This window comes from Sphingomonas psychrotolerans, assembly GCF_002796605.1.
GTDB lineage: Bacteria > Pseudomonadota > Alphaproteobacteria > Sphingomonadales > Sphingomonadaceae > Sphingomonas > Sphingomonas psychrotolerans.
The window spans coordinates 1,691,690-1,716,503 of record NZ_CP024923.1 but is presented as its reverse complement, the minus strand read 5'-3'; the positions used below and the strand labels follow the sequence as shown (position 1 = coordinate 1,716,503).

The following is a 24,814-nucleotide window of genomic DNA, read 5'->3' as shown; positions in this document are numbered from 1 at the left end:
CGCTTCTCATTCCCGGATAGTGCAGGTTTGCGGGGACGGCTGCAAGGAACGCCGTGGAAGGGCAGTAGGGGCAGCCTCCTCCGGGGGCTTCTTGCGCCGACCTTTCGGTTGGCAGCCGGTCCGGTCGCTTATTCCTCGGTCCTGAGCAGCACCGCCTCGCCGATCATCAGGAACAGCAGGAACGGCGCCCAGGCGGCGAGGAAGGGCGGGTAGGCACCGAGATTACCCATAGCCAACGCGAAATTGTCGGCGACGAAGAACAGGAAACCGAGCGCCATGCCGATTACGGCGCGGACGAACAGCTTGCCCGATCGGGCGATGCCGAACGCTGCGACTGCGCCGAGCAGCGGCATCAGTACCGACGAGAGCGGCCCCGACAATTTGTGCCAAAGCGAACCCTCGAGTGCCTTGGTCGGCCGGCCGGCGAGCTTGAGGTCGTCGATCACTTCGCGCAGTTCGCCGAACGACAGTCCATCGGCATTGATATGGCTGAGCGTGAACTGATCAGGCCGTACGCCATCGGCGATACGCATGGGGGCGAGCGACGTCATCGTCCCCGCGGCGACATCGAAGCGCTGGACGCCGTCGACGCGCCAGCCCCTGCCGTCGCGAACGCCGCGCTTCGCGGTCAGGATCGCGCGGAGCGACTGGCCGCTGCGTTCATAGACGGTGACGTCGTAGAGCTGCGCCGCGTCGCCTTTGCCGCGAATCTGGTCGACCACGATCAGATTGTTGCCGTCCTTGACCCAGACGTTCGAACGGTCGCCCCGATCGATCGGCAGAGGCCCGTACTCGACCTTCTTCCATTGTTCGAGCGTGGTGGTGGCGCGCGCGACGATCCGGTTGTTGAACGTGAAGGACAAGGCCGCGACGCCGAGCGCAGTGAGCAGCAAGGGTGCCAGCACCTGATGCGCCGAGAGGCCCGACGCCTTCATCGCGATGACTTCGCTGTTCTGGTTGAGCTGCGAGAGCGCGAGGATCGTGCCGAGCAGCACCGCGAAGGGCAGGAACGTCGCAACGAGCTGCGGCGTCCGCAAGCCGACATACCGCCAGATCTCGGCATCGCCATTGCCGGCATAGGCCATGATCTTCCCTGATTCGCTCAGAAGATCGAGCGACTGCAGGATGAGCACCAGTCCCGCCAGGATGGCGAAGGTGCGCACGAGGAACATCTTGCCCATGTAGAGCGACATCGTGCGCGACGGGAAGAAATTGACCCAGTTCACGCCGGGATCTCCATGGTCTTGCGGCGGCGGCGGCCGGGGAGGCGGCGGCGGATCGCTGCCCAGATCTTGGCGAACACCTTCTCCAGCCCGCCGATCGGCTGGCCGCCGGGGACATAGGCGACCGTATGGTACATCCACAGCACCAGCCCCGCGAAGATCGCGAACGGCACCCACAAGGCAATGATCGGATCGATCCGGCCGAGGCTGCCGATCGCCTGCCCATATTCGTTCACCTTGTGATAGGTGACGATCATCACGATCGACAGGAACACGCCGAGCGCCGAAGTGGAGCGCTTGGGCGGAATGCCGAGCGCCGCGGCGAGCATCGGCAGCAGGAACATCGAGACGACTTCGGCAAGGCGGAAGTGGAAGGCGGCGCGGCTGGTGGCGCGCAGCTCGCTGGCGGCGCCGGGATCCTTGCCGAGCACGGCGAGCTCGGGAAGCGTGCGCTCGAGGCTCTTGTCGCCGCGCTTGCGGAACTGCTCGTATTTGGGAAGCGGGATCGGCAGATTGTGTGTGTCGAAGGTGAGCACGCGCGGGACCGGCGACCCCTGCGCGCTATGGACGAGCGTGCCCTTGGTCAGCCGGAAGATGATCGTGTTGGGATCGTCGGCGCGGAGGAACTGGCCCTTCTCGGCAGTGACCGCGACCGGGCCTTCCTTGGTCGTCATGCGCACGAAGATGCCCGAAAGGTCGCGGCCTTCATTGGCGCTGCTCTCGATCCGGAGCGTCATCTGGGTGCCGAAATTGGTGAATTCGCCAACCTTGATCGACGCGCCGAGTGCGCCCGAGCGCAGTTCGAAGCGGAGCTGTTCGTAATTGTAGCGCGCGCGCGGCTGGACATAGCCGACGATCACGAGGTTCAGGATCGCCAGTGCGATCGCATACATGAAGGGCACGTACAGCAGGCGCGTATAGCTGATCCCCACTGCGCGCAGCACGTCGAGCTCGGACGAGGTGGCGAGGCGGCGAAAAGCGAGCAGACAGCCGAGCATCAGCCCGATCGGGATGCCGAGGCCGAGATATTCGGGAAGCAGATTGGCGAGCATCCGCCAGACGACGCTGACCGGCCCGCCTTCGGTCGCGACGAAATCGAACAGCCGCAGCATGCGATCGAGCACCAGCAGCATCGCCGAGATCAGCAATGTGGAGATCAGGGGAACAGCGATCAGCCGCGCCATGTAGCGATCGATGGACTTCATGCGTGGGCCGCGTGCCTGCTCCGTCGTGCCGACGCGAGACGCGTCGCTCGGCTAAAGTATGAGCCTATACTCGCGGTTCCAATGGGCGCCACCCCGAAACGACGGATTGGCCGTCATGGGGTGACGGATGGGCGGCAACGTCTATATGACGCCACATGCATTTTCTGGATCAGGCGAAGATTTTCGTGCGCTCGGGCGCCGGTGGACCGGGAGCGGTGAGCTTCCGGCGCGAAAAATTCATGGAATATGGCGGCCCCGACGGCGGCAATGGCGGCAAGGGCGGAGACATCATCTTCGAGGCGGTGGCGGGGCTCAATACGCTGATCGACTTCCGCTACACCCAGCACTTCCGGGCACCGCGCGGCCATGGCGGCTCGGGCGCGAACCGGACGGGCGGGGGCGGCGACGATCTGGTGGTCAAGGTGCCGGTGGGCACCCAGATTCTCGCCGACGACGACGAGAGAACCGTGCTCGCCGACCTCACCAAGGTGGGCGAACGCATCGTCTTCCTGCGTGGCGGCGACGGCGGGCGCGGCAATGCCAGCTACAAGACCTCCACCAACCGCGCGCCGCGCCAGCACGGCACCGGCTGGCCGTATGAGGAGGCTTGGGTGTGGCTGCGGCTCAAGCTGCTCGCCGATGCGGGCCTGGTCGGGCTGCCCAATGCCGGCAAGTCGACCTTCATCAACGCTGTGACCAACGCGCAGGCAAAGGTCGGCGCCTATGCCTTTACGACCACCCGGCCCCAGCTGGGCGTGGTTCGCCACAAGCAGAACGAGTTCGTGGTGGCGGACATTCCCGGGCTGATCGAAGGCGCGGCGGAAGGCGCGGGCATCGGCGATCGCTTCCTCGGGCATATCGAGCGTTGTCGAGTGCTGCTCCATCTTGTCGACGCCAATGACGCCGACGTCGCCGAAAGCTATCGCATTGTCCGCGACGAGCTCGAAAATTACGGCGCCGGGCTCACCGACAAACATATCGTGGTCGCGCTCAACAAGATCGACACGCTCGACGAGGAGCTGATCGCGGCGCTGTCGGCCGAACTCGAAGAGGCGAGCGGCGCGGAGGTGATCCCGATTTCCGGCGTGAGTGGAGTGGGGGTCGACTGGGTGCTCGACAAATTGCTCGAGGCGATCGGACCAGAGCCGGGCACGGTGGCCGCCGATGACGAGGGCGAGGACACGATCGAGTGGTCGCCTGTTTGACGACCCGGCCCGCGCAGATCGGCATTGTCGTGAAGGTGAGCCCTGCCTCGAATGATCATGAGGCGCGTGTCTTGATCGATGGCGTAGACTGGTTGGGCACGGATGCTCTTGGCTTGGACCCGCCCGATCTGGCTGCGGAGCTATTGGGGGTATCACCGCGAATTCGGGTGGGACGTTGTGCCTGCGGCGCCGAGGGGTGCGATGATCGGGTCGTCGATCGATCGGAACTCGGCGAGGTTGTCACCTGGATAGGTACCGGACGGACCCTACTTTTCGATCGCACTCAATATCTGCAAGAGATCGAGCGCTTCGTGAACGATCAGAGCTGGCGCCCGATCGAGCGGCAAGTTGAACAGGCAGCGGAGACCATATTCCGGGGGGCGCTGCTTGAGGACCGGCTGGCCTTCCAATGGGCCTCGGCCCGGATAGCGAAGAACCTCGTCCACCTGTCTTTCCAGGATGGGGACGAGCAGCGTCTGCTAGAGTTCAGCTGGGACGGCAACACAGTGGAAAGCGCGGTAGACCGTGGCAGGGAGTTCTGGCGCGAGCGCTTCGATCACTGATTACGCATAAGAGCGCGGTGGCTGGCGAACCATGCGATCCCATCTGGAAGGAAGGAGCGGTGCGCCATATAGCCGGCCCCATGTATCTTTTTCCGCCCGCTTCCTGCCCGCGCCTCGTCGTCAAGATCGGGTCGGCGCTGCTCGTCGATCCCGATGGCGGCGTGCGGCGGGCATGGCTCGAAGGGATTGCCGCGGACATCGCCGCGCGTGTGGTGGAAGGACAGCAGGTCGCAGTGGTCTCGTCGGGCGCGATCGCGCTCGGCGCGCGACGGCTGGGTTTGAGCAAGGGCGGCCGCGCGAGCCTCGAGGACGCGCAGGCCGCCGCCGCCGTGGGCCAGATCGCGCTCAGTCAGGTCTGGGCGGAGACGCTCGGCGCCAAGGGACTTACCGCCGCGCAGATACTGGTGACGCTCGACGATCTCGAGCATCGGCGGCGCTATCTCAACGCCGCGGCGACGCTCGATCGGCTGCTCGGGCTCGGCGTGGTCCCCGTGCTCAACGAGAATGACAGCGTCGCGACCGAGGAGATCCGCTTCGGCGACAACGATCGGCTCGCGGCCCGGGTGGCGCAGGCGGCGGGCGCGCAGGGGGTAGTCCTGCTCTCCGACGTCGACGGGCTGTACGATCGCAATCCGGCGCTGCCGGGCGCGCAGCACGTCGCCCTGGTCGAGCGGATCGATGCCGCGATCGAGGCGATGGCGGACAGGGGATCTGCCTCGGGCATGGGATCGGGCGGGATGGTCTCGAAGATCGCCGCGGCACGGATCGCCAACGCCGCCGGCGCGCATCTCGCAATCGTATCAGGTCGCGTCGAGCGACCCTTGTCGGCAGCCGCGCGGCACACGCTGTTCGTCGCCGAGAAAGCGGCGCCGGCGCGCAAGGCGTGGCTGGCCGGCGGGCTTACCGCGCGGGGTACGATCCATGTCGATGCGGGCGCAGCCAGAGCGCTCGCGACGGGCAGCAGCCTGCTTGCGGCAGGGGCGACGCGAGTCGAAGGCGATTTCGCCCGCGGCGATCTGGTGGTGATCGCCGGCCCGGACGGGCGGCATCTTGCGCGCGGGCTCGCCGAATATCCAGGCGAGGACGCCGCGCGCATTGCCGGGCATCGCAGCGACGCGCAGGCCGATATCCTAGGCTATGCCCCGCGCTCGGCGCTGGTGCATCGCAACCATATGGCGCTGCTGTGATGATCAGGCTCGAGGAGCACGGATAATGGCCCTTCTCGCCATCACCGGCGGCACCGGCTTCGTCGGATCGCGCCTGATCGCACTGGCGACTGCCGCGGGCCATGAAGTGCGCGCACTCACCCGGCGCGAGCAGGCGGCGCGCGCGCATATCGCGTGGGTGGCTGGAGATCTCGACAACGCGTCGGCGCTGGCACAGCTCTGCGAAGGCGTCGACGCGGTGATCCATGTCGCCGGGGTGGTCAACGCGCCCGATCGCGCCGGCTTCGCCGCCGGCAATGTCCACGGCACCCGGAACATGCTCGCCGCGGCCGAGGGGGCGGGCGTGCAGCGCTTCGTCCATGTTTCGTCGCTCGCCGCGCGCGAGCCCGGCATGTCCGATTATGGCTGGTCCAAGGCCGAGGCCGAGCAACTGGTCGAGCAGTCGCTGCTCGACGCGGTCGTGGTGCGGCCCCCGGCGATCTATGGTCCGGGCGACATGGAGATGCTCGAGCTGTTCAAGCTCGCCAAGAAGGGCATCGCATTGTTGCCGCCGGGCGGGCGGCTCTCGGTGATCGAGGTCGGTGACCTCGGACGGCTGCTGCTCGCATTGGCCAGCAGCGGCAATGGCGGCCGCTCCTACGATTGCGACGACGGGCGCGAACATGGCTGGAGCCACAAGGAGTTCGCACTGGCGATCGGCACCGCGACCGGCAAGCGCGTCGCGGCGATCGCCCTGCCGCGGCCGCTGATGATGGCGGGCGCGCATCTCGATCGGCTGGTGCGTGGCGCCGGCGCCAAGCTGACACCCGATCGGGTCGCCTATTTCTGCCATGAAGACTGGGTGATCGATTCCTCGCGACGCCCATCGGCACGCCTTTGGCAACCGCAGGTCGAGACGCAGGCGGGGCTCGCCGCGACTGCGGCCTGGTATCGCGAACAGGGGCTGCTCTAGCGGTTTCGCACCGCACAAGGGTGCGCACGTCCTACAATAAGGGGATGTGGACCACTCCGATCAAGCTCATCATCTGGGATCTCGACGACACTTTGTGGCGAGGGACCCTCGCCGATGGCGACGCCGTCTCGCTTTATGCACAGCGCGCCGAAATGGTGCGCGCGTTCAACGCCAGGGGTGTGGTCTCGTCGATCTGTTCGAAGAATGATCTTGAGACCGCCCGGGAGACCCTCGTCGGGCTCGGCTTGTGGGACGAATTCGTCTTTCCGCATATTGCTTTCACGCCCAAGCCCGCTGCGATCGAGGCGATCATCGAGGACATGCAGCTTCGTCCCGCTAATGTGCTGTTCGTCGACGACAATGCACTGAACCTCGCCGAGGTCCGCCACTTTCTGCCCGAGATCCAGACGCTCGATATCACCAGAGCAGATGCCGACGATCAGCTCGCCGGCCTGCTTTCGCTCCAGGCCGGCACGCGCAGCCGTGTCGACGACTATCGCATGCTCGAGCGCAAGCGGCGCGATCGGGCCGCGGCGGGACCGCTTTCCAACGAGGATTTCCTGCGGTCATGCGGCATCCGTGCCTGCGCCCCGCACATGATGGACAATCTCGATTTCGCGGATCGCATCGTCGAGCTGATCAACCGATCGAACCAGCTCAACTATACCGGTTCGCGTGCCGCGCAGGGGGATCTCGAGCGCGACATCATCGACCTGGTCGGGTTCGACAGCTGGTCGATCTTCGCCTGGGACAATTACGGTCGCTACGGGCTGGTCGGTTTCGCGATGGTCGATCGCGCCACCGAACGCTTGGCTCATTTCACTTTCTCGTGCCGCGTGATGCACATGGGGCTCGAGGAATATGCGCTCGACAAGGTGCGTGAGAAGTGGCCCGCGATCGACACCAGCGCGTGGGACGGGCGCTTCAGCCGCACCGCGCCGGACTGGATCGAGGATTGCAGCTTCCACGAACCGGAAGTCCGTGCCCAGCTTCTTGCCGAACAGCTGCCGACAGCGGCGCCCGATCCGGCGATCCGGATCATGTTCGATTGCCAATCGGGCGGGATCGCGCATTTCAGCCGTTTCCGGCCGGCGATCGAGTTCGACAACCATCCGCGGCTGTTCGCACTACGGATGATGACCGACGGCAGCCATGAAACGCAGCATTTCCCGCCTCTGCTCGTCTATGGCGCGACCGTGGACTATCTGGACGTGCGCTGGCCCGGCCAATGGCATTTGATCGACATCGGCCTCTACGAGACCTGCGTCATCCGCACCTGCATCTTCCTGCTCGAGCGCGGCCTGCGCATGCTGGTCGTGCTCCCGCCCGAGGATGCCCCCGAGGACAAATGGCGCGTCGGGCTCAACCATACCCCCGAGCGCACGCGCCGGTTCAACGCTTTATGGCGCAAGGCGGCGCGCGAGAATCCCGGCAATATCTGGGTGCTCGACCTCGCGCACCTGATCGAGCGCGACGACGAGATGGCCGACGTGACTCACTATCACGCCGGCCTGCTCAACAAGATCGCCGGGCAGATGGATTGCTGGGTGGAGCAGGTCGCGCTGGGCGGCACGGCCGAGGCCGAAGCCGCCTAACAGGTCGTGAGCACTTCCTCGCCTAGAGCGGGGGATCCAGCGCAATGCGGTAGCGCATCTCGGCGGAGAAGCTGCGTGCTACTGCCTTGAGATTGGCGTCGGTGTCGGGATCGCGCTGGATCGATTCGAGCGCGGCAAAGGCTGCACCGCGGTGGCGCTGGCTGCGGAATAAGGGCGTCGCCAGCTCGGGCACCCGACGCTCGCCGATCGGCCAGCTCGACATGCAGGCTAAATCGGTCACCAACCGCCGCAGTTCGCTCTGGCCCAGATCGACGCGCTTGAGCGTGCCGGTGCGGCGATACGCTTTCGGCCAATCACGCTCGAATGCGTCGAGCGCGCGAGCCTGGTTTGCCGCATCGATTGCGTTCGCCGATTTGCACGCCGAGGCCGCGGGGGCGGTTGGGCCGATGCTGCCAGCACCTTGGGTGAGCGCCGCCGCGGGCCGATGCATGCGGCCGTTGGCATATTGATATCGGACGAGGGGGCCGCCGCTTGCCGAGGCGGGCATGGCGACGGTGAAGACGCCGCGACGCAGCTGAGGCCGCGCCGCCGCGCTGCAGGTGCCGAAGCTCTCGGTGATCTGTGGTTCCTGGCCGGGGCGCGTGACGATCACGGCATAGCGGGCGGGGCATTCCGATCCGGCCTTGGCGCGGATCAGATGCAGCCGCGTGTCGCGCAGCGTATAGCTGCCCACGACCGACAGATGATCGACCAGTTCGGCGCCGAACGGGCGCGAGATCACTGTCTTGCCCAATTTGATCGCCTGCTCGCTGCCGGCCGAGACCACCACCGCCTTCTGATCGGCGGCATGCGCCGCTCCGCCCGCCGACAGCAACAAGGGGGCGGCGAGCAGCATCAACGGCCTTGGCATGGAGGACCTCTCAAGAGCGGGGGTACATGTTGCTAGCACGCGCGAAACCGCGCCAGGTTCCGCCTCAGCTGCGATTTTGCACGGCGAGAGTGGCAGTCGCTGCTTCGAAACGGGCGATGACCCCGTCGAGGCCGGCAGGCGCATCGGCACGCGAAGCACCGTCGAGCGCGGCGCGGACTCCGCTCACCTGCTGATCGCCGCCTGCACCCGACAGGCCCGCGATCTGGACCACTGCCTGACGAGTGAAGTCGTCCAACGCGCGGCGCAGCGCGCCTTCCTGCGCGGGACTGCCGCCGAAGCGCGCCGCGAGGTCGCTGGTCAACTCGCCGAGTCCATAGACATCGCCACGCCGGGCGAGCTCGCCCAGATCGGGCGCGAAGCCGCTGCCGTTGCCGGCGGTCTGGCTCCACGCTTGCGCGCCGCCGCCGTTGCCGCGACTGGCGGTGTCGACCCAGGCAAGTACGCGGTGGCCGATTTCCCCCATCGTCTCGATCGCCGCGCCGCGCGCATCGGCGCCGCCGGCTGGACCGGTGGGGGAGAGAGGCGAGAGCCCGGAAAGGCGATCGATGCTCGTCATGCTTCTAGGTCCAAAATCCTCTTCGGGCGACGACGCCCCCATGACTAGCGCCATGTTCAGGAACCATGTGGCGATCGAAGGCGGCGCAGGCCATAGTCGCAACGACTAGCCCGGGCGCGGCACAAAGCCGCGGTCGGTCAGGTCCATCGCGCCGAGATCGAGGCCCGAGGCGCGTGCGCCCTGGCGCAGCGTGTCCGAGATGCGTTGCAGCTGAGCGGGGTCGTTTTTGGCGTGTTCGAGTGCCGCGCCGATCAGCAGCGACTGGAGCAGATTGGCTTCCGCCATTTCCTGTTTGGCGGCGTCGCTCGCGTTGGCGATCTCCGGGACCGCTGCCATGGCCTCTGCGGCTTGCGCGCGCACTGCGGCGATCTGCCGTATCGGGGGCGTGTCGGTCCGCTTGCGCACGGCGAGCCAGGCGTTGAGCCACCACGCTGCATAGGCATCGCCGACATGGTCGACGCGAAAGCCATATCGCGTGAGTTCGGGTGCCGCTTTCGCGATCAGATCGGACGCGGACAGGTCCTTTTCGAGCGACGCGGCGCCTCGCGGATCCTGCGCACGCGCTTTCGCGACGAACCGCGCGTAATTGGCGCGGCGTCGCTCGAGGGAGGGGCGGTACGTCAGGCTCGTCGTGGCGGCTGGCCTGCGCGCCTCGGTCCGGCGATCGCTGGAGACCGATTCGCGCGCCGCCTCGTCCATCGCTGTGCCATGGGCGATGCCCATCATCAGGCCGCTCCAGTCGACGCCTTCCTGCGCTGCGGCGGGTGTCGCGCAGCCGATCAGCAAGCTGCCGATCGCCAGGCGGATCGCGTTTCGTGCACGCATACTTGTCTTCGGGCCCATTCGCGCGCGGTTCTAGCGCGCCTTGCCAAGGCGATCGAGCGGACTCGGCTGCTGCGCCAGACGATCGAGTGGGCCATCGGCGTCGAGTGCCGGGCTGTGGTGCCGCGACAGGCCGTGCGACAGGCTTTCGGTTGCTGCATCCTGCGCCGCGCAGGCGTCGTCGGTACGACGCTCGCTGGGGCTGGCGATTTCCGCGCCCACGCCGCGCGATCGGGCGCCGCCCACGGATACTCCAACGGATATCGACACGCCGCGCTACTCCTCATCTCATGACTCGGTCATTGGATATCGCCCGTCGGCGCCTGCGGTTCCATAGTCGCTCCGACTACACACGGAGGACGTGGTTCAGCCGCCGGTACGACTAATCCTTTTGATTAGGCGGTCTAATCGAAACGCGGAGCGCGGGGCCTTCGCCTTTCGTGCTTTATGGTCGTCGACGGTGGCCAAGCGGCTCCGCCAGATCGCCACGAAGCCGGATGGCCGGCCAGTCGTAGAGGAGGCAAGACCATGTCGTTCATCAATTCTTTCACCAGCCAGCTCACCAATCCGCTTTCGCTCGCCCAGCTCGCCATGGGACCCGCCGGATGGGCATCGCTCGCCGCGCGCACCTTGATGTCGGCGATCGGCCAGCAGGTCATCCAGCAGCTCGGCGAGAAACTGGGCCTGCCGCAGTCGACGATCGATATGGCGCAGGGTGCCTTCTGCGCCGCGACGGGCGACAAGGCCGGCGTTCGCCAGAATCTCTCCGAAGCAGTCGGCGGTTTTGCCGAAGCATTCAACGCATCGCCGGCGGAGCAGGGCGAGGCGAACCGCGAACTCGACAACGCAATCAACCGCATGGTTTCCCAGATGGCGGATGGCGAAGACGCCAAGGCCGCACGTGCCGGCGGCAAGGGCGGCAAGGCCGGCAGCAGCGGCCAGAGCTGGCTGATGGCGCTCGCCGAAGCGCTCGGCGAGAAGCTCGACAAGATGGCTGGCGAGATGTCCTCGATGGCCGACAAAATCACCGACAAGTCGCCTTCGCTGACTGCGAAATTCGGCGCCAAGTCGCAGGAATTCGGCATCCTGATGAACGCCGCGACCAACGCGATCAAGACCGTCGGCGAAGGCCTCTCCAACTCGGCACGCAAGGGCTGAGCCCCATACCCACTTGATCAAAAGCGAAAGGGGGCTGAGACCATCAGCCCCCTTTATGCGTTGCGGCGGCAGGAGGTGACTATGCCAGTTTCGAAAATTACGCTGCGAAAGGTCGTGCTCGGGGCCGTCGGGGCTCTCCTTCTCGCGCCCGCACCTGCCTGGGCACAGGGCGCGTTCAACATGGGAATGCTCACCAACACGCTCTCCCAAGGGGGCAGTACGCAGTCCGAGAGCGCGCGGGCGAGCAGCTTGCCGGTCTTCCGCTCGCTCAGCCGTACCCCTCGGACGACCGCGATCAACCGCGACGCGATTCACTACAGCCCCAGCATGGCGGTGCGGAAGCGCAACATGGCGCAGTTCGTTAGCCGGCTCCGTCGGGTGGACCCGACCAGTGCCACCGAACTCGAGCGTTCGTTCGCGCGCAGCGATCCCATCGCGGAGATGGGCGGCCTGATGCGTCCGGTGGGACTCAACCCCAACAATGTCGCCGATGCGATGGCTACCTATCTAGTCACCGCTTATTATGGCGTGCGGGGCTCGACCGACGGCGAACCGGCCGAGTTCAAGGCAGTGAGCGCGCAGATGGCGCGGGCGATCAGCGCCAATGGCACCTTTGCCGGGGCCAGCGACGCGCTGAAGCAGGAAATCGCGGAGTCGATGATGATCCAGGCGGTGCTCGCGAACCAGGCGGTGCAGGCGGCCCAGAAGAAGCCATCGGCAATGCCGGCGATCAAGGCGGCGATCGCAAAGGGGTCGCGCGCGGCCTTCGGGTTCGACGTGACGCGGATGCGGCTGGGGCCGAACGGCCTCAGTTGAGGCGGCGGGCTGGACTGGCGCCGATGCTCCTGATCGGCGATCCGAGTGGGTGGTCAAACGTATGGACGTTTGGTCTGGTCGGCGCTGCCATCGGATCGCCACTCTAAGGCTACCAAGCGCCACGCTCTCGGAGAGGTGACCATGTCGGCTTGGAAAATCTTGTTGCCGGGGGCGCTGTCCGGCGTCTTCGCTCTGGCGCCTGTTCCCGCCTCTGCCCAAGGCGTTTTCGATATGGGCATGCTCACCAATTCGCTGTCGCAGGGTGCGCTGATTCAATCGGAAGAGGCGCGCGCGGGCAGCCAGCGGGCGTTCCGGTCGGCGGTTCGCGTTCCCCGCGGCGCGGCCGTAAATCGTGCGGCGATCACCTACCGACCGAACACGGCAGTGCGCCAGCGCAACATGCAGCAGTTCGTCGCTCGGCTGAGGCGGGTGGATCCAGCCGGTGCGGCAGACTTGCAGCGGACGTTCGCGCGCCGTGACCTCGTGGCCGAAATAGGTGGAGCGATGCGCCCGGTCGGGCTCAATCCCGACAATGTTGCCGATGCGATGGCGATGTATCTGGTGGCCGCTTATTACGGCGTGCGCGGCTCCGTCGACAGCAAGCCGTCCGACTATAGGGCAGTGAGCGCCCAGATGGCGCGCGCGATCAGCACGGCTCCCGGCTTTGCGAACGCCAGCGATGCATTGAAGCAGGAAATTGCCGAATCGATGCTCGTCCAGGCGTTGCTCGTCGACCAAGCGGTCCAGGCGGCGCAGAGGCAGCCTTCAGCAATGCCGTCGATCAAGGCGGCGATCGCCAAGGGCGCGCGCGGGGCGTTCGGGTTTGACGTCGCGAAGATGCGATTGGGACCAAACGGCCTCAGTTGAGGCGTTTCCCACGCCAGCAGGGATGGCGATCGATGAAGATTATACTAGTGATGGGTGCGATTCTGTTAGAGCGTTGCTGCGGCACAGGACTATACCGGCAACGTCGACCCTTCCGCCAACAGCCTTCCCACCGTGATGCATTCCGCGATCAGTGCGCGAGCCAGGAGGCCGTCGACGGCACCGCGCGACCGGCTGACGGTCAAAGCCGCGGCGGCCTGCGCACGGCTTCCGGCGACGCGGGCGCGCCTCGGTGCGGGCAACCCGCGAGTCAGGGAAATCGCCCGCCTCTGTCGCAAGGCAGGCTTCATGCGATGAGTGAGGCCTCGCCTCAATCCGAGGGGTAGAATAACAGCCCCGCCAGCGCCGCCAGCTCGCGCATGCCGTCGAGCTCGAGCTTGCGCGCGACGTTGGAGAGATGCACGCGCACGGTGTTCTCCGCCATCAGCAGCAAGGTCGCGATGTCGCCGTTCGAGCGGCCCCAGCCGAGGAAACGGATGCAGGTGATCTCGGTCGGCGTGAGCCGCAGCAGCGCTTCGCGATGCCGCCTGGGCACGCGCGCCGCCTCGATCATGTGCTCACCCAAAGCAACGCGCTCGGGCGCGCCGGGCATCGCATCGGCCTTGCGCAGCAGCTCGGCGATCGCGGCGAGGCGTTCGTCCTCGGTCATCGGGATTGGCGCGGAGGCGGCGGCGGTCAATGGACAAGCCCGCGCAGAATGTTGAGGATCAGATCGGGGCGGCTGAGGATGTCACGGGTGATCGCCTCGATGAACGAGCCTACCAGCAGCAGGACGATCGCCGTGGCGGCGAATGCCTTGATCGACATCGACAAGGTGAAGACGTTGAGCTGCTGGGCGAAGCGGTTGATCAGGCCGAGGCCGAGGTCGATCAGGAACAGCACGGTCAGGACCGGTGCGGCGAACAAGGTAGCGAGCACCATCAGCCGGCCGAACTCGGCCTCGAACAGGCCCAGCCCGCGCGCGTCGAGCGTCGGCATCGGCGCGGCGACCGGCCACAGCGCATAGCTCTCCATCAGGACATGGACGAGCAGCGAGAGCCCGCCCGAGAAGATGAACACGATCCCCGCGAGTCGGCCGAGGAATGCGCCGTTGAGCGAGGTCTGGTGCCCAGATAGCGGATCGACGATCTGCGCCATCGTCGCGCCGACCTTGGTGTCGATGATCTGCCCCGCTGCCTCGAGCGCCCACAGCACCGAGCCGAAGAAGAAACCGATGATCAGCCCGACGAATACTTCCTTGGCGAACATCGCCGCCCATTGACCCGGGCCCATCATCGAAACATCCAGCGACGGCTGGAGCATCAACGAGACGATACCGAGCGACACGAGGATCGAGTTGCGCACCATCGCCGGGATCAGATCGGGCGAGAAGATCGGCATCAGCATGAACGCGACTGCGATCCGCGCAGTCGCGACGCCGAGCAGGAGCAGCGGATCGCTCCAGCCGGTCACCGCCGGATCATCGCCGGGAATTCGCTGAAGATGCGATCGGTGTAGCGATAGAGCGAGGCGCCGATCAGCGACGCGGTGACGAACAGAGTCAGCACGATCGCGAAGAACTTGGCGGTATATTGCAGCGTCTGTTCCTGGATCTGCGTCGCCGCCTGGACGATCGCGACGAGCAAACCCGCCACCGACGCGACGATGATCGGCGGCGCCGACAGGATCAGCACGAGCCAGAGCGCGTCGTTGGTGAGGCTGATGAAGTCGCCGTTCATGGGGCCTCCTCAGGCATAAGACAGCACCAGCCCGTGGCTGAGCTTCACCCAGCCGTCGACCAGCACGAACAGCAGCAGCTTGAAGGGCAGGGATATCGTTGTGGGCGAGAGCATCATCATCCCCATCGCGAGCAATATGTTCGAGATGACGAGATCGATGACGAGGAAGGGCAGGAAGATCAGGAAGCCGATCTGGAAGGCGAGGCTCAATTCCTTCACCACGAAAGCGGGGATGACGATGATCAGGTCGCGGTCGGTCATCTCCTTGGCGTGCTCGGGATTGCCGACGCGCTGCGCGGTTCGCAGGAAGAACGCTCGTTCGTTGGCGTCGCTGTGCTTGATCAGGAACTCGCGGAGCGGCTCCTTGCCGACGTCGATCGCGGTGCTGATCGAAGCGGTGGACTGCATCACGTTGCCCTCCATTTGCCGCGCCGCGATCGCGTCCTGCATCTGCTGGCCGACCGGATACATGACGTAGATCGTCAGGATCAGCGAAAGGCCGTTGAGCACGATGTTGGGCGGCACCTGCTGAAGCCCGAGCGCGTTACGCAGGAGGCTCAACGTGACGACGATCTTGGTGAAGGACGTGACCATCACCGCGACGAATGGCGCCAGCGCCAGTGCGACAACGACGATCAGCGCCGAGCCGGGCGTGAAGCTCGAGAGTTCCATTACGCCTCTCCGTCGGCAGAAACCCCGGTGATCAGCACGCCGAAGCCTTCGCCGACTGCGACGAGCTCGCCCTCGGCGACACATTGCTCGCCGGCGATGACCCGCACCGGCAGCGTTCCGCCGGCAGCGGGGAGGGGAAGCACGCTGCCCTTGCCGAGCGTGGCCAGCTCGGCCGCGGTCATTCCCGAGCCGATGATCTCAATCGTGGTCGGCAGCCGGACATCGCCCCATCCAGCTTCGCCGCCGGCGGGCGCGGGAGCCTCATGCGGTCCGTCCATAGCGGCATCATCCTGCAAAACGAGCACCCCCTCCTTGAACGCGACTCGCGCGCGCGGCGCATCGTTGCGGCCCGGCAATGACAACTTCGCGACCGGTGCGGCGGTTCCCAGCAGCAGCAGGTCGCCCGATGCGACCGCGGCGATGCTCGCTGCGCGGACCGCGGGGCCTTCGAACCGCGCGGTCCAGCGCAGCCTGAGGCCGCCGATCGCCGTCGCGGCGAGCGCGATCTCTGCGAGCGGCTCGACCGCAGTCTCGGGCGGGACCGCGAGGAGCAGCCGGTGCTGGATGACGCCGTTGGCGGTGATCGCGTCGAGCCGCAGCAACACGGGATCGCCGGTGTAGCTCTTGTGCAGCCCCGCGGGCTGAAGCTCGCAGCCGAGCACCAGCTCGAGCGCACCCACCAAAGGCTCGATGCGGCCCAGCGTTGCCGCCGCCGCGGCGGCATCGACGGTGCCCTGCGTTCCCGAGACGCGCGCGAGGGCGCCGTCGACCAGCAACGGAGCGATCTGGACGAGATGCCCGCCACTGCGGAACTGGATCCACGCGATGGCTGCGCGGCGATCGCGCTCGGTGGCCACCCGTACGCTGGTCTGCAAATCGTCGATCAGCCGCCGGTTCAGCGCACCGATCAGCGTGGTCTGCAGCTGCGCGCGGCTCTGATCGATTGCGCGCAAATTGGTCCGGAGCTGTTCGGGACGCGCGTTCACTGGATCGTCTCCGTCAGGGGTATTTCGGTTTCCGTGCGCGGCGCCCCGCTGCCCCAGTTGCGCAGCAGCGAGATCGATCCCGGCGTGACTCCGACGAGCATCAGTTCACCCTCGGCCTCGATCAGTACGAGGCGCTCGCGCTGCCCGACGGGCAACGCGCGGACGAAGCGGATCTGGCGTTCTACCACGCCGTCGCGTCCGCCGAGTCCCCGGTCCTGCCAGCGCCGCAGCGCGCGCAGGCTGACCCAGGCCAGCCCGAGCACCACCGCGAGCGCGATGATCGTTCCGAGCAGCCCAGAAAGCGCAGCGCCGATCGTCGAATCCATCAATGGGGCCCCATCATGTTGTGTGCGTCAGTTCAGGTTCGGTGAGATCGGGCGCGGGCTGGCCGTCGCGGACGCGCTTTGCCCAGAGGATGATCTGGGCGATCGCGTCGAACATGTCGCGTGGGATGAGTTCGTCGGGCGCGCCGTCCTCGTAGAGCTTGCGGGCGACCTGGACGTGGCGGATGATCGGGATTCCGGCCTCCTCGGCCGCGGCGCGCATCGCCGCGGCGAGCGGGCCTTCGCCCTTGGCGGTCATCATCGGGACCGGGCAGCTCTCCTGATCGTAGGCGAGCGCGATCGCGATATGCGTCGGATTGACGACCAGCACGTTGGCGTCGCGGGTTGCAGCAACGGAATTCTGGTTCGCCCATTCCTCATGGAGCTGGCGGCGGTTCGACTTGATGAGCGGGTTGCCTTCGTTCTCTTTGAACTCCTCGCGGATGTCGCGCATGCTCATCCGCAATTTCTTGATGTAGCTGTGCTTCTGCCACGCCATGTCCAGCACCGCGACGAGCAGGAAGACGCCGAAGGTCCACAGCAATGCGGTACGGACCAGCGCGCCGGTGTAGAGCAGGACCGAAGCGGCGGCCGAGCGGCCGTCGGTTTCGGCAACCGGCAGCAGCACCGGCCCGGTGCGCTCGATGATCTCGGCGAGCGAGCCGCGCAGCACCAGCCAGATGACGAACACGATCAGCGCCACCTTGCCGAGGGTCTTGGCCAGCTCGACAAGATTGTCGACGCTGAACATCCGCTTGAAGCCTTCCACCGGATTAAGCTTGTCGAGCGTGGGCTTCATCTTTTCGGTAGTGAACACGCCGCCCGCCTGGAGGAATTCGCTGAGCACGCCGGTGATCGCAGCGGGAATCAGCGCGACTGCGGTGATGCCGAGCAGTGCCCACAGCGCGCTCCAGCCGAGCTGCGACAGCGCAGTGTGGAACGGCGCATTGCTCCCGATCAGCACGAAGCCGTCGTCGAACAAGTCGATGACCTGATTTCCTGCATAGCCGGCACCGAACATCAGCACGATCAGCCAGACGAACAAAGTCGCGGTCGCGGTGATGTCGCGCGATTTGGCGACGTCGCCCTTCTTGCGCGCGTCGGCCAGCCGCTTGGGTGTCGGCTTTTCGGTCTTGTCGCCGTCGTTGTTCTTGTCGGCCAATCGCGCCTCCAGCGATACTCGAGCCTCACCCGAACCATGGGCGAGAGGAGAAGCGCCGGACGCGTTCGCCAACCGCGCCCGGCGAGGCGCGGCAGCAAGGCTTCAAGGTTGGAGCGCAGGACCCTGTTGCGTACCAAACAGGGCTATTTTCCCAAAAGGCATTGTGAAGGTCAACTCATGCAAGTTGTGCGGAGCTGTCACTAAAGCGAAGTAATTTAGTAATTAAACCCCCTCGAATCACTTGGATCAGCACGGCAATCCGCCGACCGTTTCGCAGTCGACACGATCTCGGGGCAGCGGTGAGGCGTCTTTTGGGCGGGATAGATCGGTCAGAATCCGCGACGACTTGACTAAACCGGGGGGTGACCAGCGACGAATGATTGGCGTAGTTTTTATTAGCCGGATCAAAGTCCGGATCGCAGGACCCAGATGCGAACCAAACGATCGTCAGCAACGCCCCGTCCGGGCTTGCAGGGAGGTCGTGTATGCGCATTTCAGGAACTGTCCCGTCGTTCGGCTTCGTGTTGAAGTTCGTTGCGTTCGGAGGCGCGGCCGTGACGGCAATTCCCGCTCAGGCAGGCAATTGCGACGCTGCGGCGATCAGTACGCGTTATGTCGAAGCGCTGCGTTTCTGCGGCCCACCGATGGCAGAGGCTCGGCCGCAGCCCGCTCCGGTCATTCTCCCCGAGCGCAGCTCGGTGAGTGTGAGCATGCCGGGCTTCAAGAAGCGACTCGCCTTGGCGACGCAGGCAGTGCGGAGGCGTGGCGGTGGCGCAAATGATGCGCTGATCACCTCGGTTGCGTATCGCTATCGCATCAATCCGCATCTGCTCGCCTCGATGGTCAACGCCGAATCCGCCGGCCGTCAGCGCGCGGTGTCGCACAAGGGGGCGCTCGGCCTGATGCAAGTGATGCCGGCGACCGCGCGTGGGCTGGGCGTGCGGAACCCGAACGCGCTGCTCGACGATCCCGTGCTCGCGATGCACACCGGCGCCAAATATCTCAAGCAACTGCAGGGGCAGCTCGGCAACAACGTGCCCTTGGTGGTCGCTGCGTACAATGCTGGCCCGGGCGCGGTAATAAAGGCCGGCCGGAAAGTGCCGCGCTACCGCGAGACGCAGGCCTATGTGAAGAAAGTCGTCGGCCGCTATCAGGCCGCGCAGACCGGCCGGGCGCGCTGAGACCGCGATGAGCGTCGAGCGCTACCTCGCCAGCAGCAACGCAGCCAAGCCGCTGCCATTGGCGGCGCGCGTCGCGGACCTGTTCCTGATCGTCGGCGTGATCACGATCGTCGGATTGATGATCCTGCCGCTGCCGACTTTGCTCCTCGACATGCTGGTCGGCATCAACATCACCTTCGGAGTGATGCTGCTGCTGACGACGCTCTACATTCGCGGCCCGCTCGATTTCTCGTCCTTTCCGTCGATCCTGCTGATCTCGACCTTGTTCCGGCTGGCGCTGTCGATCGCGACGACGCGGATGATCCTCGTCGAGGGGCATGCCGGGCACATCATCCAGACCTTCGGCACGATGGTCGCCGGCGGCAACATCGTCGTCGGGCTGGTGGTGTTCCTGATCATCACGATCGTCCAGTTCATCGTCATCGCCAAGGGCGCCGAGCGCGTCGCCGAAGTCGCGGCGCGGTTCAGCCTGGATTCGATGCCGGGCAAGCAGCTGTCGATCGACAGCGACTTGCGCTCGGGGTTGATCGATAAGGACGAGGCGCGCCGCCGTCGTCGCACGCTCGAGCTGGAGAGCAAACTCCACGGCAGCCTCGATGGCGCGATGAAGTTCGTTAAGGGCGACGCGATCGCCTCGGTGGTCATCGTCATCGTCAACCTGATCGGCGGCCTCGCCATCGGGGTGATGCAGCAGGGCATGGAGATCGGCGCGGCGACTTCCAAATATTCGATCCTGACGATCGGCGAGGGCCTCGTCGCGCAGATCCCGGCGCTGCTCGGTGCGATGGCCGCAGGGCTGATGGTAACGCGCTCGACCGATGAGGAAACCGACTCCAACCTCGGCCAGGCGATGCACCGCCAGCTGGTCGCCAATCCGCGGGTGCTGCTCGCGGTGGGTGGAATCTGCTTCCTGATGGCGTTGATCCCGGGCTTCCCCGCCGCGGTGTTCATCGTCCTCGGTTTCGTGTCGATGTTCTCGGGCGCGGCGATGCATCCGCGGCTCAAGCCGCACATGATTCGCCACGCGGGGCCGATGCGCAAGCTACTCACCGGCGGACGCGAAGCGCCGCGACCGGTGACGTTGTTGGCCCAGCCCGAAGCTCCCAAGGCAGTTGTGCCGCTGCTCCTCCAGATCTCCGGGCCGCAGCCACCTGTCGACGAGGAGGCAGCGCTTTCGGCCGGGCTCACCGCGATGCTCGAGCGGCTGCAATATCGCAGCGGCGTGCCCTTGCCGCGACTGGCGATCCATTTCCTTGCGCCGGAAGGTCCGCGTGCGTGGCGGCTGCTCGCCTTCGAGCTTTCGGTCGGGGCGGGCGAGGGGAGCGATCCCGATATAGTGGTGGCAGAGGTCGAGGCGCTGATCCGCCGCAATCTGCCGCGCTTCCTCGGCGTGCAGGAAGCGGTGGGACTGCTCAACCGCGTCGGCGACGATTATCCCGAAGTGGTCAAGGAAGCGGTCCGCGCGGTTCCTGCCGCCCGGATCGCTGACGTGCTGCGCCGGCTGGCCGAGGAAGAGGTGCCCCTGCGCAACATGCGCGACGTTCTCGAAGGGCTTACCGACGCTGCCGGCCAGGAACGAGAGATCGCGCGAATCGCCGATCTCACCCGGATTTCGCTCAAGCGCTATCTACTCGATTCGGTCGCCCAGGGGGCGGGTATCCGCGCGTTGGTGGTAACCCCCGAGCTCGAGACTCTGGTGCGCGAGGCGACGCGTCTCGTCGACGGAGTCGAGCGGCTCGCGGTCAAACCCGAAGTGGCGCGCGAACTGGTCGCGACGATCGGCCGCACCGCGGCGGAGACCGGCGCCAATGCGCTGGTCACCTCCTTCGAAGTGCGGCGCTCGATCCGCAAGCTGATCGAACCCGATCTGTTCGGGCTGCCTGTGCTCGCCTTCAACGAACTCTCGCCGACCACGCCTGTCGAAATGGTTGGTCAGATCGGTCTTCCGCCAGGGGCTTTGACGGAAGACTCGCCTGCCGCGCTCGCGGCCGAATAACAACGGAGGGCTGTTTGAAGCTGAACAAGAACATGTCGATGCTGCTGGCTTTCGCCGCCGCGCTGCCGGTGCCGCTTGCCGCCAGTGCGCAGACGCCGCCGGCACAGAATGCCAACCAGGTCTCGATTGTCGCGCGCGACCAGCCGATCGCAGGGTTCCTGCGCGATCTGTTCGGCAAAGTGGGGCGTCCCGTGGTGCCGAGTGCCAAGCTCACCGGCACGGTCAATGGTGTGTTCCAGGGGAGCGTCGAGAAGATCTACGGCGACATCGCCAAGGCCTTCAATCTGATCTCTTATTATGACGGCGCGGCGGTCTATGTGTACGCGCCCAACGAGCTGGGCGTGCAGACGCTGCAGCTCGACCGCGTCGCCGCCGAGCGTGTCGCGCGGCAGGCACGGGCGCAGCGGCTGCCCGATCGGCGCAATCTGCTGCGCGTCACCACCGACGGGCTCGTGGTCAGCGGAACGCCGCGGTTCATCGAGCAGGTTTCGGGAATGGCACGCGGCGAGGGCTTCGCCGACGGAGCACCGGCCGCACCGGGCGGTGCCCCGGGCGGCGGACGCGGCGGCGGCTATTACGACGCGCCGCGCATTCCGGCGAGCCAGCCGGTCGAGTTCCGCGTGTTCTACCTTCGTTATGCGCGCGCCGAGGATACCGTAGTCACCGCCGGCGGCCGCGAGACACGGGTCCCGGGGCTCGCGACGATCCTGCAAAACCTCGTCCTCGATCAGAAGCCCGGCGGCAGCGCGGTCACCCCGGCGCTGGGTGCGCGGCTGGTGCGGCAAAGCCAGCCGCGGCTGCGCGGGCAGGGGCTCGATGCGGTGCCGCCCGATAATTCGCAGGCCGGCAATTACGCCGCTACGGAAGTGCTGGGCGGCGGCGACATGGGACTGGCCGCGCCGTTGACGGCGGACATCGTCCGGATCGAGCCGAGTTCGTACCTCAACGCGATCATCGTCCGCGACGTGCCCGAGCGCATGGCCGCCTATGACTCGCTGATCCGCGCGCTCGACGTCGAGCCGCAGATCGTCGAGATCGAGGCGACGATCATCGATATCAACGTCGACAAGCTCCAGAAACTCGGCATCAATTGGCGCTTCGGCAGCGGTGGCTTTGGCGCGCTGTTCGGCAACGGCACCTCGGATGACACCCGGCTGCTCCCGATCCCCGGAACCAGCCGCCGCGACAATGTCAGCAACATCACCCCGTCGGGTGCGGGCGGCACGATCTCGACGATCATCGGCAGCCAGCGCGAGTTTCTGGGCCGCGTAACCGCGCTCGAGAACAAGGGCGCGGCACGTATTGTCTCGCGGCCGCAGATCATGACGCTGTCGAACGTCGAGGCGGTGTTCGATCGGACGCGCACCTTCTACGTCCGCGTCGCCGGTCGCGAGGAAGTCGACTTGTTCAACGTCACCGCGGGCACGGTGATGCGAGTCAATCCGCACGTCTTCCGCGATCACGATCAGACGCGAATCCGGGTGCTGGTCAACATTGAGGACGGCAGCATCAGCCCCAATTCTGCAGTGGAGAACATCCCGATCGTGGATCGCGCCAGCGTGGCGACGCAGGGCATGGTGCTGGATGGCGAGAGCCTGCTGCTCGGCGGCATGACGATCGACGCCGATCTCAACGACGAGACCAAGGTGCCGTTGCTCGGCGACATCCCGCTGCTTGGGGAATTGTTCAAGTTCCGCACCAAGCAGCGCGGCCATACCGAGCGGTTGTTCCTGATCACGCCGCGGCTCGTCCCGCTCGCGTCGCGCGCGACCGCGATGGCGCCTGGTGCGCCGCCCCCCGTGGCCAATCAGCCCCCGGTGAAGATCCCGGTCCCGGCCAGCGGAAACCCGACACAATGACTTCGCCTTCCGTTCTTCGCGTGCTCAACGGCCGGCTCGCCGGCACCGAAAAGCAATTGCCGACGAGCGGAACCGTGTCGATCGGTCATCAGTTTTGGCAGGATGTCGTCATCCGCGATCCTGCAACCAAAGGCATCGCCGTCGATCTTCAGGTCGACGGCGAGGTCGGGGCACGGATTACGGTGCTGACCGGGGAGGCGCTGTTGCTCGGCTCGCACGTGGGCGAAGGGCAAACCGCGATCCTCCCGGCCTATGTTCCCTTCTCGATCGGAGGTGTGGCGCTCGCCTGGGGCGATCCGGAGAGCGCGCGCTGGACCGAGGCGAGCGACATCGCCGGCAGCACGCCGTCGCCGTCGCTTCCCCCTCCCTCGCCGCAGGACGAGGCAATCGCATTGCTGGGCAAGGCGGGCGAGCAGGTCAGCGGCTGGGTCACCCGCAAGCGCGCGATCGCGGTAGGTGCAATCGCCACGCTGGTGGCTGGCGCGGCGCTGGCGGTTCCGACGATGGACGCCCTCGGCCTGCGTGGGGATTCGGCGGCGCGCGCGGATCATATCCTCGACACCGCCGGCCTGGCGCCGCTGACTACGGCCAATGATTCGGCCACCGGTGGCGTTATGGTGAGCGGCGTCGTGGCGAACGACGCGGAGCGGCTCAAAGCGCAAGAAGCGCTGCGCGATCACGGGATCGACGCGACGGTCAACGTCCAGACCAGCACCGAACTCGCCCAGGCCGCGGCCGAGGTCGCGCGCATCCACGGGCTGCAGGCGATCGGGCGCCCGATCTCGCGCACCGGCGTCGAGCTGCGTGTCACGCGGATGACCGACGATGAGCGCGGCAAGCTTGCCCAGGCGATCCGCACCGACGTCAGGCAATTGGGGCGGCTGGTGTTCCGCGACGATCTGCCACCCAGGGACGACACCCCCATCCGCACCGTCGCGGACGCGACCAAGAAGGTCTCGACCGTGGTCGCTGGCGACCCGGCCTATATCCAGACCGTCGACGGCGCGCGCTATTTTCCCGGTGCGATCATGCCGAGCGGGCATCGCCTGATCACCATTCAGGGAGACACGGTGTTCTTCGAGAAGAACGGCCGGGAGACGCAATTGAAGTTCTGACCATTTGTAGCGTGAAGGAGCATAGTCATGTCGAATACCGTCACCACCGGGCTTACCAACATCTCGCTTTCGCCGCTGACCGGCAACCGGATGAACAAGGGATCGGCGCCCGGCACCTGGTTCGAGGCACTGGCAGATTCGTGGGGCCAGACTCTCGACAAGCAGGCCACCCGCATCGAGGCGATGTCGAACGAAATCGGCAACAACGGCAGCGACAATCCCTCGCAGATCACCAAGCTCACCGCCGAGTCGATGCGGATGTCGTTCATGGCGAACAGCTCGTCGAGTTCAATCGACAGCGTCGGCAAGGCGCTCGAGACGATGGCCCGCAAGAACTGACGGAGGCGATCATGTCGATCGAAGCCATTGCGGGGGCGGCCGCCAGTGCCGCCGTCGCTCCACCCCCGCCCGACATCGTCCAGGCGGGACCCAACGCGTCGCTCTCCGACATCACCAGCTTCCAAGGCTCGCTCGCGTCGGCGGGCTCGACCGGCGTCGGCGGCGCCGACGCGCTCGGCCCGGCGATGCAGGCGATGTTCTCGCAAATCGAGCGGGTGAACGGCGAAGCCAAAAGCGTGTCCGAATATGCCAAGGCGGCGCAGGCCAGCGGGTCGGAAATGACTCCCGGCGAAGTCGTGGATCTCACGATGAAGTGCCACGAGTTCATGTTCCACTGCCAGCTGACCTCGAACATCGCCAACCGCACATCGGACGGCATCCAGCAGCTGTTCCGGCAGCAATCGTGAGGTCCGTCTTGCCCGGAC

At 66.0% G+C, this 24,814-nt stretch carries 27 protein-coding genes; 14 read left to right on the top strand and 13 right to left on the bottom strand.

Annotation, left to right across the window (positions count from 1 at the left end):
• Positions 1-128 precede the first annotated feature (128 nt).
• Together lptG and lptF are read right to left on the bottom strand one after the other, a co-directional pair.
• A complete protein-coding gene (lptG, locus tag CVN68_RS07815) occupies positions 129-1,193 on the bottom strand; it encodes an LPS export ABC transporter permease LptG (protein ID WP_324871812.1) in 1,065 nt (354 codons plus the stop codon).
• A gap of 29 nt (positions 1,194-1,222) precedes the next feature.
• Complete coding sequence (lptF, locus tag CVN68_RS07810; protein ID WP_199560233.1) at positions 1,223-2,428, bottom strand: LPS export ABC transporter permease LptF; 1,206 nt, start codon at positions 2,426-2,428, stop codon at positions 1,223-1,225.
• 155 nt (positions 2,429-2,583) lie between these two features.
• On the opposite strand from lptF, the gene obgE reads away from it, so the two are divergent.
• The 5 genes from obgE to CVN68_RS07785 all read left to right on the top strand — a co-directional run bounded on the left by obgE (position 2,584) and on the right by CVN68_RS07785 (position 7,909).
• A complete protein-coding gene (gene obgE, locus CVN68_RS07805; protein ID WP_100281696.1) occupies positions 2,584-3,633 on the top strand; it encodes a GTPase ObgE in 1,050 nt (349 codons plus the stop codon).
• Positions 3,630-4,196, top strand: a complete 567-nt coding sequence (locus CVN68_RS07800) for a hypothetical protein (protein ID WP_100281695.1) — start codon at positions 3,630-3,632, stop codon at positions 4,194-4,196. Before obgE ends, CVN68_RS07800 begins: the two co-directional genes overlap by 4 nt.
• A gap of 80 nt (positions 4,197-4,276) precedes the next feature.
• Positions 4,277-5,383, top strand: coding sequence for a glutamate 5-kinase (proB, locus tag CVN68_RS07795; RefSeq protein ID WP_100281694.1), 1,107 nt, complete (start codon positions 4,277-4,279; stop codon positions 5,381-5,383).
• A 25-nt stretch (positions 5,384-5,408) separates the two neighbouring features.
• A complete protein-coding gene (locus CVN68_RS07790; RefSeq protein ID WP_100281693.1) occupies positions 5,409-6,314 on the top strand; it encodes an NAD-dependent epimerase/dehydratase family protein in 906 nt (301 codons plus the stop codon).
• 44 nt (positions 6,315-6,358) lie between these two features.
• Positions 6,359-7,909, top strand: a complete 1,551-nt coding sequence (locus CVN68_RS07785; RefSeq protein WP_100284279.1) for a hypothetical protein — start codon at positions 6,359-6,361, stop codon at positions 7,907-7,909.
• Positions 7,910-7,931: 22 nt separating this feature from the next.
• Here the strand turns inward: CVN68_RS07785 and CVN68_RS07780 are convergent, their stop codons facing one another.
• The 4 genes from CVN68_RS07780 to CVN68_RS07765 form a co-directional block, all read right to left on the bottom strand.
• Positions 7,932-8,765 (bottom strand): hypothetical protein, encoded by an 834-nt coding sequence (locus CVN68_RS07780; protein WP_100281692.1) that lies wholly within the window; start codon positions 8,763-8,765, stop codon positions 7,932-7,934.
• Between the two features lie 79 nt (positions 8,766-8,844).
• Positions 8,845-9,357 carry a hypothetical protein gene (locus tag CVN68_RS07775; protein ID WP_100281691.1) on the bottom strand — a complete coding sequence of 171 codons (513 nt, stop codon included), beginning with the start codon at positions 9,355-9,357 and terminating at the stop codon, positions 8,845-8,847.
• Between the two features lie 105 nt (positions 9,358-9,462).
• Positions 9,463-10,182 carry a DUF6683 family protein gene (locus CVN68_RS07770; protein ID WP_158298785.1) on the bottom strand — a complete coding sequence of 240 codons (720 nt, stop codon included), beginning with the start codon at positions 10,180-10,182 and terminating at the stop codon, positions 9,463-9,465.
• 30 nt (positions 10,183-10,212) lie between these two features.
• Positions 10,213-10,449: a hypothetical protein gene (locus tag CVN68_RS07765; protein ID WP_158298784.1), complete on the bottom strand. Its 237-nt coding sequence runs from the start codon at positions 10,447-10,449 to the stop codon at positions 10,213-10,215.
• A gap of 258 nt (positions 10,450-10,707) precedes the next feature.
• Here CVN68_RS07765 and CVN68_RS07760 point away from each other — a divergent pair, with 258 nt between their 5' ends.
• The 3 genes from CVN68_RS07760 (at position 10,708) to CVN68_RS07750 (ending at position 13,020) form a co-directional block, all read left to right on the top strand.
• Complete coding sequence (locus CVN68_RS07760) at positions 10,708-11,337, top strand: hypothetical protein (protein ID WP_100281688.1); 630 nt, start codon at positions 10,708-10,710, stop codon at positions 11,335-11,337.
• Positions 11,338-11,418: 81 nt separating this feature from the next.
• A complete protein-coding gene (locus CVN68_RS07755) occupies positions 11,419-12,153 on the top strand; it encodes a DUF6683 family protein (RefSeq protein ID WP_100281687.1) in 735 nt (244 codons plus the stop codon).
• Between the two features lie 141 nt (positions 12,154-12,294).
• Positions 12,295-13,020, top strand: coding sequence for a DUF6683 family protein (locus CVN68_RS07750; protein ID WP_158298783.1), 726 nt, complete (start codon positions 12,295-12,297; stop codon positions 13,018-13,020).
• Between the two features lie 328 nt (positions 13,021-13,348).
• Here the strand turns inward: CVN68_RS07750 and CVN68_RS07740 are convergent, their stop codons facing one another.
• Genes CVN68_RS07740 through CVN68_RS07710 form a run of 7 tightly spaced genes read right to left on the bottom strand, consistent with a single transcriptional unit; the run spans position 13,349 to position 17,899 of the window.
• A complete protein-coding gene (locus tag CVN68_RS07740; RefSeq protein WP_100281684.1) occupies positions 13,349-13,687 on the bottom strand; it encodes a helix-turn-helix domain-containing protein in 339 nt (112 codons plus the stop codon).
• Between the two features lie 26 nt (positions 13,688-13,713).
• Complete coding sequence (sctT, locus tag CVN68_RS07735) at positions 13,714-14,490, bottom strand: type III secretion system export apparatus subunit SctT (RefSeq protein WP_233503628.1); 777 nt, start codon at positions 14,488-14,490, stop codon at positions 13,714-13,716.
• Positions 14,487-14,756 carry a type III secretion system export apparatus subunit SctS gene (gene sctS / locus CVN68_RS07730; RefSeq protein ID WP_100281683.1) on the bottom strand — a complete coding sequence of 90 codons (270 nt, stop codon included), beginning with the start codon at positions 14,754-14,756 and terminating at the stop codon, positions 14,487-14,489. Before sctS ends, sctT begins: the two co-directional genes overlap by 4 nt.
• Positions 14,757-14,765: 9 nt before the next feature.
• On the bottom strand, positions 14,766-15,428 hold the full coding sequence (gene sctR / locus CVN68_RS07725; RefSeq protein ID WP_100281682.1) for a type III secretion system export apparatus subunit SctR: 663 nt from the start codon (positions 15,426-15,428) through the stop codon (positions 14,766-14,768).
• Entirely contained in the window at positions 15,428-16,414 is a 987-nt protein-coding gene (locus tag CVN68_RS07720; protein WP_100281681.1) for a FliM/FliN family flagellar motor switch protein, read from the bottom strand. Before CVN68_RS07720 ends, sctR begins: the two co-directional genes overlap by 1 nt.
• Entirely contained in the window at positions 16,411-16,740 is a 330-nt protein-coding gene (locus tag CVN68_RS07715) for a FliO/MopB family protein (RefSeq protein ID WP_100281680.1), read from the bottom strand. Before CVN68_RS07715 ends, CVN68_RS07720 begins: the two co-directional genes overlap by 4 nt.
• Positions 16,741-16,753: 13 nt before the next feature.
• A complete protein-coding gene (locus CVN68_RS07710; RefSeq protein ID WP_100281679.1) occupies positions 16,754-17,899 on the bottom strand; it encodes an EscU/YscU/HrcU family type III secretion system export apparatus switch protein in 1,146 nt (381 codons plus the stop codon).
• Between the two features lie 485 nt (positions 17,900-18,384).
• On the opposite strand from CVN68_RS07710, the gene CVN68_RS07705 reads away from it, so the two are divergent.
• The 6 genes from CVN68_RS07705 to CVN68_RS07680 are packed head-to-tail and all read left to right on the top strand — an operon-like array spanning position 18,385 to position 24,796.
• Positions 18,385-19,080, top strand: a complete 696-nt coding sequence (locus tag CVN68_RS07705; protein ID WP_100281678.1) for a lytic transglycosylase domain-containing protein — start codon at positions 18,385-18,387, stop codon at positions 19,078-19,080.
• A gap of 7 nt (positions 19,081-19,087) precedes the next feature.
• Positions 19,088-21,076 (top strand): flagellar biosynthesis protein FlhA, encoded by a 1,989-nt coding sequence (locus CVN68_RS07700; protein ID WP_100281677.1) that lies wholly within the window; start codon positions 19,088-19,090, stop codon positions 21,074-21,076.
• 14 nt (positions 21,077-21,090) lie between these two features.
• The gene (gene sctC / locus CVN68_RS07695; RefSeq protein WP_100281676.1) at positions 21,091-22,935 is read left to right on the top strand and encodes a type III secretion system outer membrane ring subunit SctC; all 1,845 of its coding nucleotides are present in this window, start codon (positions 21,091-21,093) and stop codon (positions 22,933-22,935) included.
• On the top strand, positions 22,932-24,050 hold the full coding sequence (locus CVN68_RS07690; RefSeq protein WP_100281675.1) for a SctD/MshK family protein: 1,119 nt from the start codon (positions 22,932-22,934) through the stop codon (positions 24,048-24,050). Before sctC ends, CVN68_RS07690 begins: the two co-directional genes overlap by 4 nt.
• Before the next feature lie 27 nt (positions 24,051-24,077).
• Positions 24,078-24,389, top strand: a complete 312-nt coding sequence (locus tag CVN68_RS07685; RefSeq protein WP_100281674.1) for a hypothetical protein — start codon at positions 24,078-24,080, stop codon at positions 24,387-24,389.
• An 11-nt stretch (positions 24,390-24,400) separates the two neighbouring features.
• A complete protein-coding gene (locus CVN68_RS07680) occupies positions 24,401-24,796 on the top strand; it encodes a hypothetical protein (RefSeq protein WP_100281673.1) in 396 nt (131 codons plus the stop codon).
• The last annotated feature ends 18 nt before the right edge of the window (positions 24,797-24,814 follow it).

Excerpts from the sequence above, each read along its gene's own strand:
- CVN68_RS07790 (WP_100281693.1), top strand. The coding sequence starts at position 5,409 with ATGGCCCTTCTCGCCATCACCGGCGGCACCGGCTTCGTCGGATCGCGC.
- CVN68_RS07750 (WP_158298783.1), top strand. The coding sequence starts at position 12,295 with ATGTCGGCTTGGAAAATCTTGTTGCCGGGGGCGCTGTCCGGCGTCTTC.
- CVN68_RS07760 (WP_100281688.1), top strand. The coding sequence starts at position 10,708 with ATGTCGTTCATCAATTCTTTCACCAGCCAGCTCACCAATCCGCTTTCG.
- CVN68_RS07775 (WP_100281691.1), bottom strand. The coding sequence starts at position 9,357 with ATGACGAGCATCGATCGCCTTTCCGGGCTCTCGCCTCTCTCCCCCACC.
- CVN68_RS07785 (WP_100284279.1), top strand. The coding sequence starts at position 6,359 with ATGTGGACCACTCCGATCAAGCTCATCATCTGGGATCTCGACGACACT.
- CVN68_RS07780 (WP_100281692.1), bottom strand. The coding sequence starts at position 8,765 with ATGCTGCTCGCCGCCCCCTTGTTGCTGTCGGCGGGCGGAGCGGCGCAT.
- CVN68_RS07740 (WP_100281684.1), bottom strand. The coding sequence starts at position 13,687 with ATGACCGAGGACGAACGCCTCGCCGCGATCGCCGAGCTGCTGCGCAAG.
- proB (WP_100281694.1), top strand. The coding sequence starts at position 4,277 with ATGTATCTTTTTCCGCCCGCTTCCTGCCCGCGCCTCGTCGTCAAGATC.
- CVN68_RS07755 (WP_100281687.1), top strand. The coding sequence starts at position 11,419 with ATGCCAGTTTCGAAAATTACGCTGCGAAAGGTCGTGCTCGGGGCCGTC.
- CVN68_RS07700 (WP_100281677.1), top strand. The coding sequence starts at position 19,088 with ATGAGCGTCGAGCGCTACCTCGCCAGCAGCAACGCAGCCAAGCCGCTG.
- CVN68_RS07685 (WP_100281674.1), top strand. The coding sequence starts at position 24,078 with ATGTCGAATACCGTCACCACCGGGCTTACCAACATCTCGCTTTCGCCG.
- CVN68_RS07680 (WP_100281673.1), top strand. The coding sequence starts at position 24,401 with ATGTCGATCGAAGCCATTGCGGGGGCGGCCGCCAGTGCCGCCGTCGCT.
- lptG (WP_324871812.1), bottom strand. The coding sequence starts at position 1,193 with ATGTCGCTCTACATGGGCAAGATGTTCCTCGTGCGCACCTTCGCCATC.
- obgE (WP_100281696.1), top strand. The coding sequence starts at position 2,584 with ATGCATTTTCTGGATCAGGCGAAGATTTTCGTGCGCTCGGGCGCCGGT.
- CVN68_RS07770 (WP_158298785.1), bottom strand. The coding sequence starts at position 10,182 with ATGCGTGCACGAAACGCGATCCGCCTGGCGATCGGCAGCTTGCTGATC.
- CVN68_RS07715 (WP_100281680.1), bottom strand. The coding sequence starts at position 16,740 with ATGGATTCGACGATCGGCGCTGCGCTTTCTGGGCTGCTCGGAACGATC.
- sctS (WP_100281683.1), bottom strand. The coding sequence starts at position 14,756 with ATGAACGGCGACTTCATCAGCCTCACCAACGACGCGCTCTGGCTCGTG.
- sctR (WP_100281682.1), bottom strand. The coding sequence starts at position 15,428 with ATGGAACTCTCGAGCTTCACGCCCGGCTCGGCGCTGATCGTCGTTGTC.
- CVN68_RS07705 (WP_100281678.1), top strand. The coding sequence starts at position 18,385 with ATGCGCATTTCAGGAACTGTCCCGTCGTTCGGCTTCGTGTTGAAGTTC.
- lptF (WP_199560233.1), bottom strand. The coding sequence starts at position 2,428 with ATGAAGTCCATCGATCGCTACATGGCGCGGCTGATCGCTGTTCCCCTG.
- CVN68_RS07690 (WP_100281675.1), top strand. The coding sequence starts at position 22,932 with ATGACTTCGCCTTCCGTTCTTCGCGTGCTCAACGGCCGGCTCGCCGGC.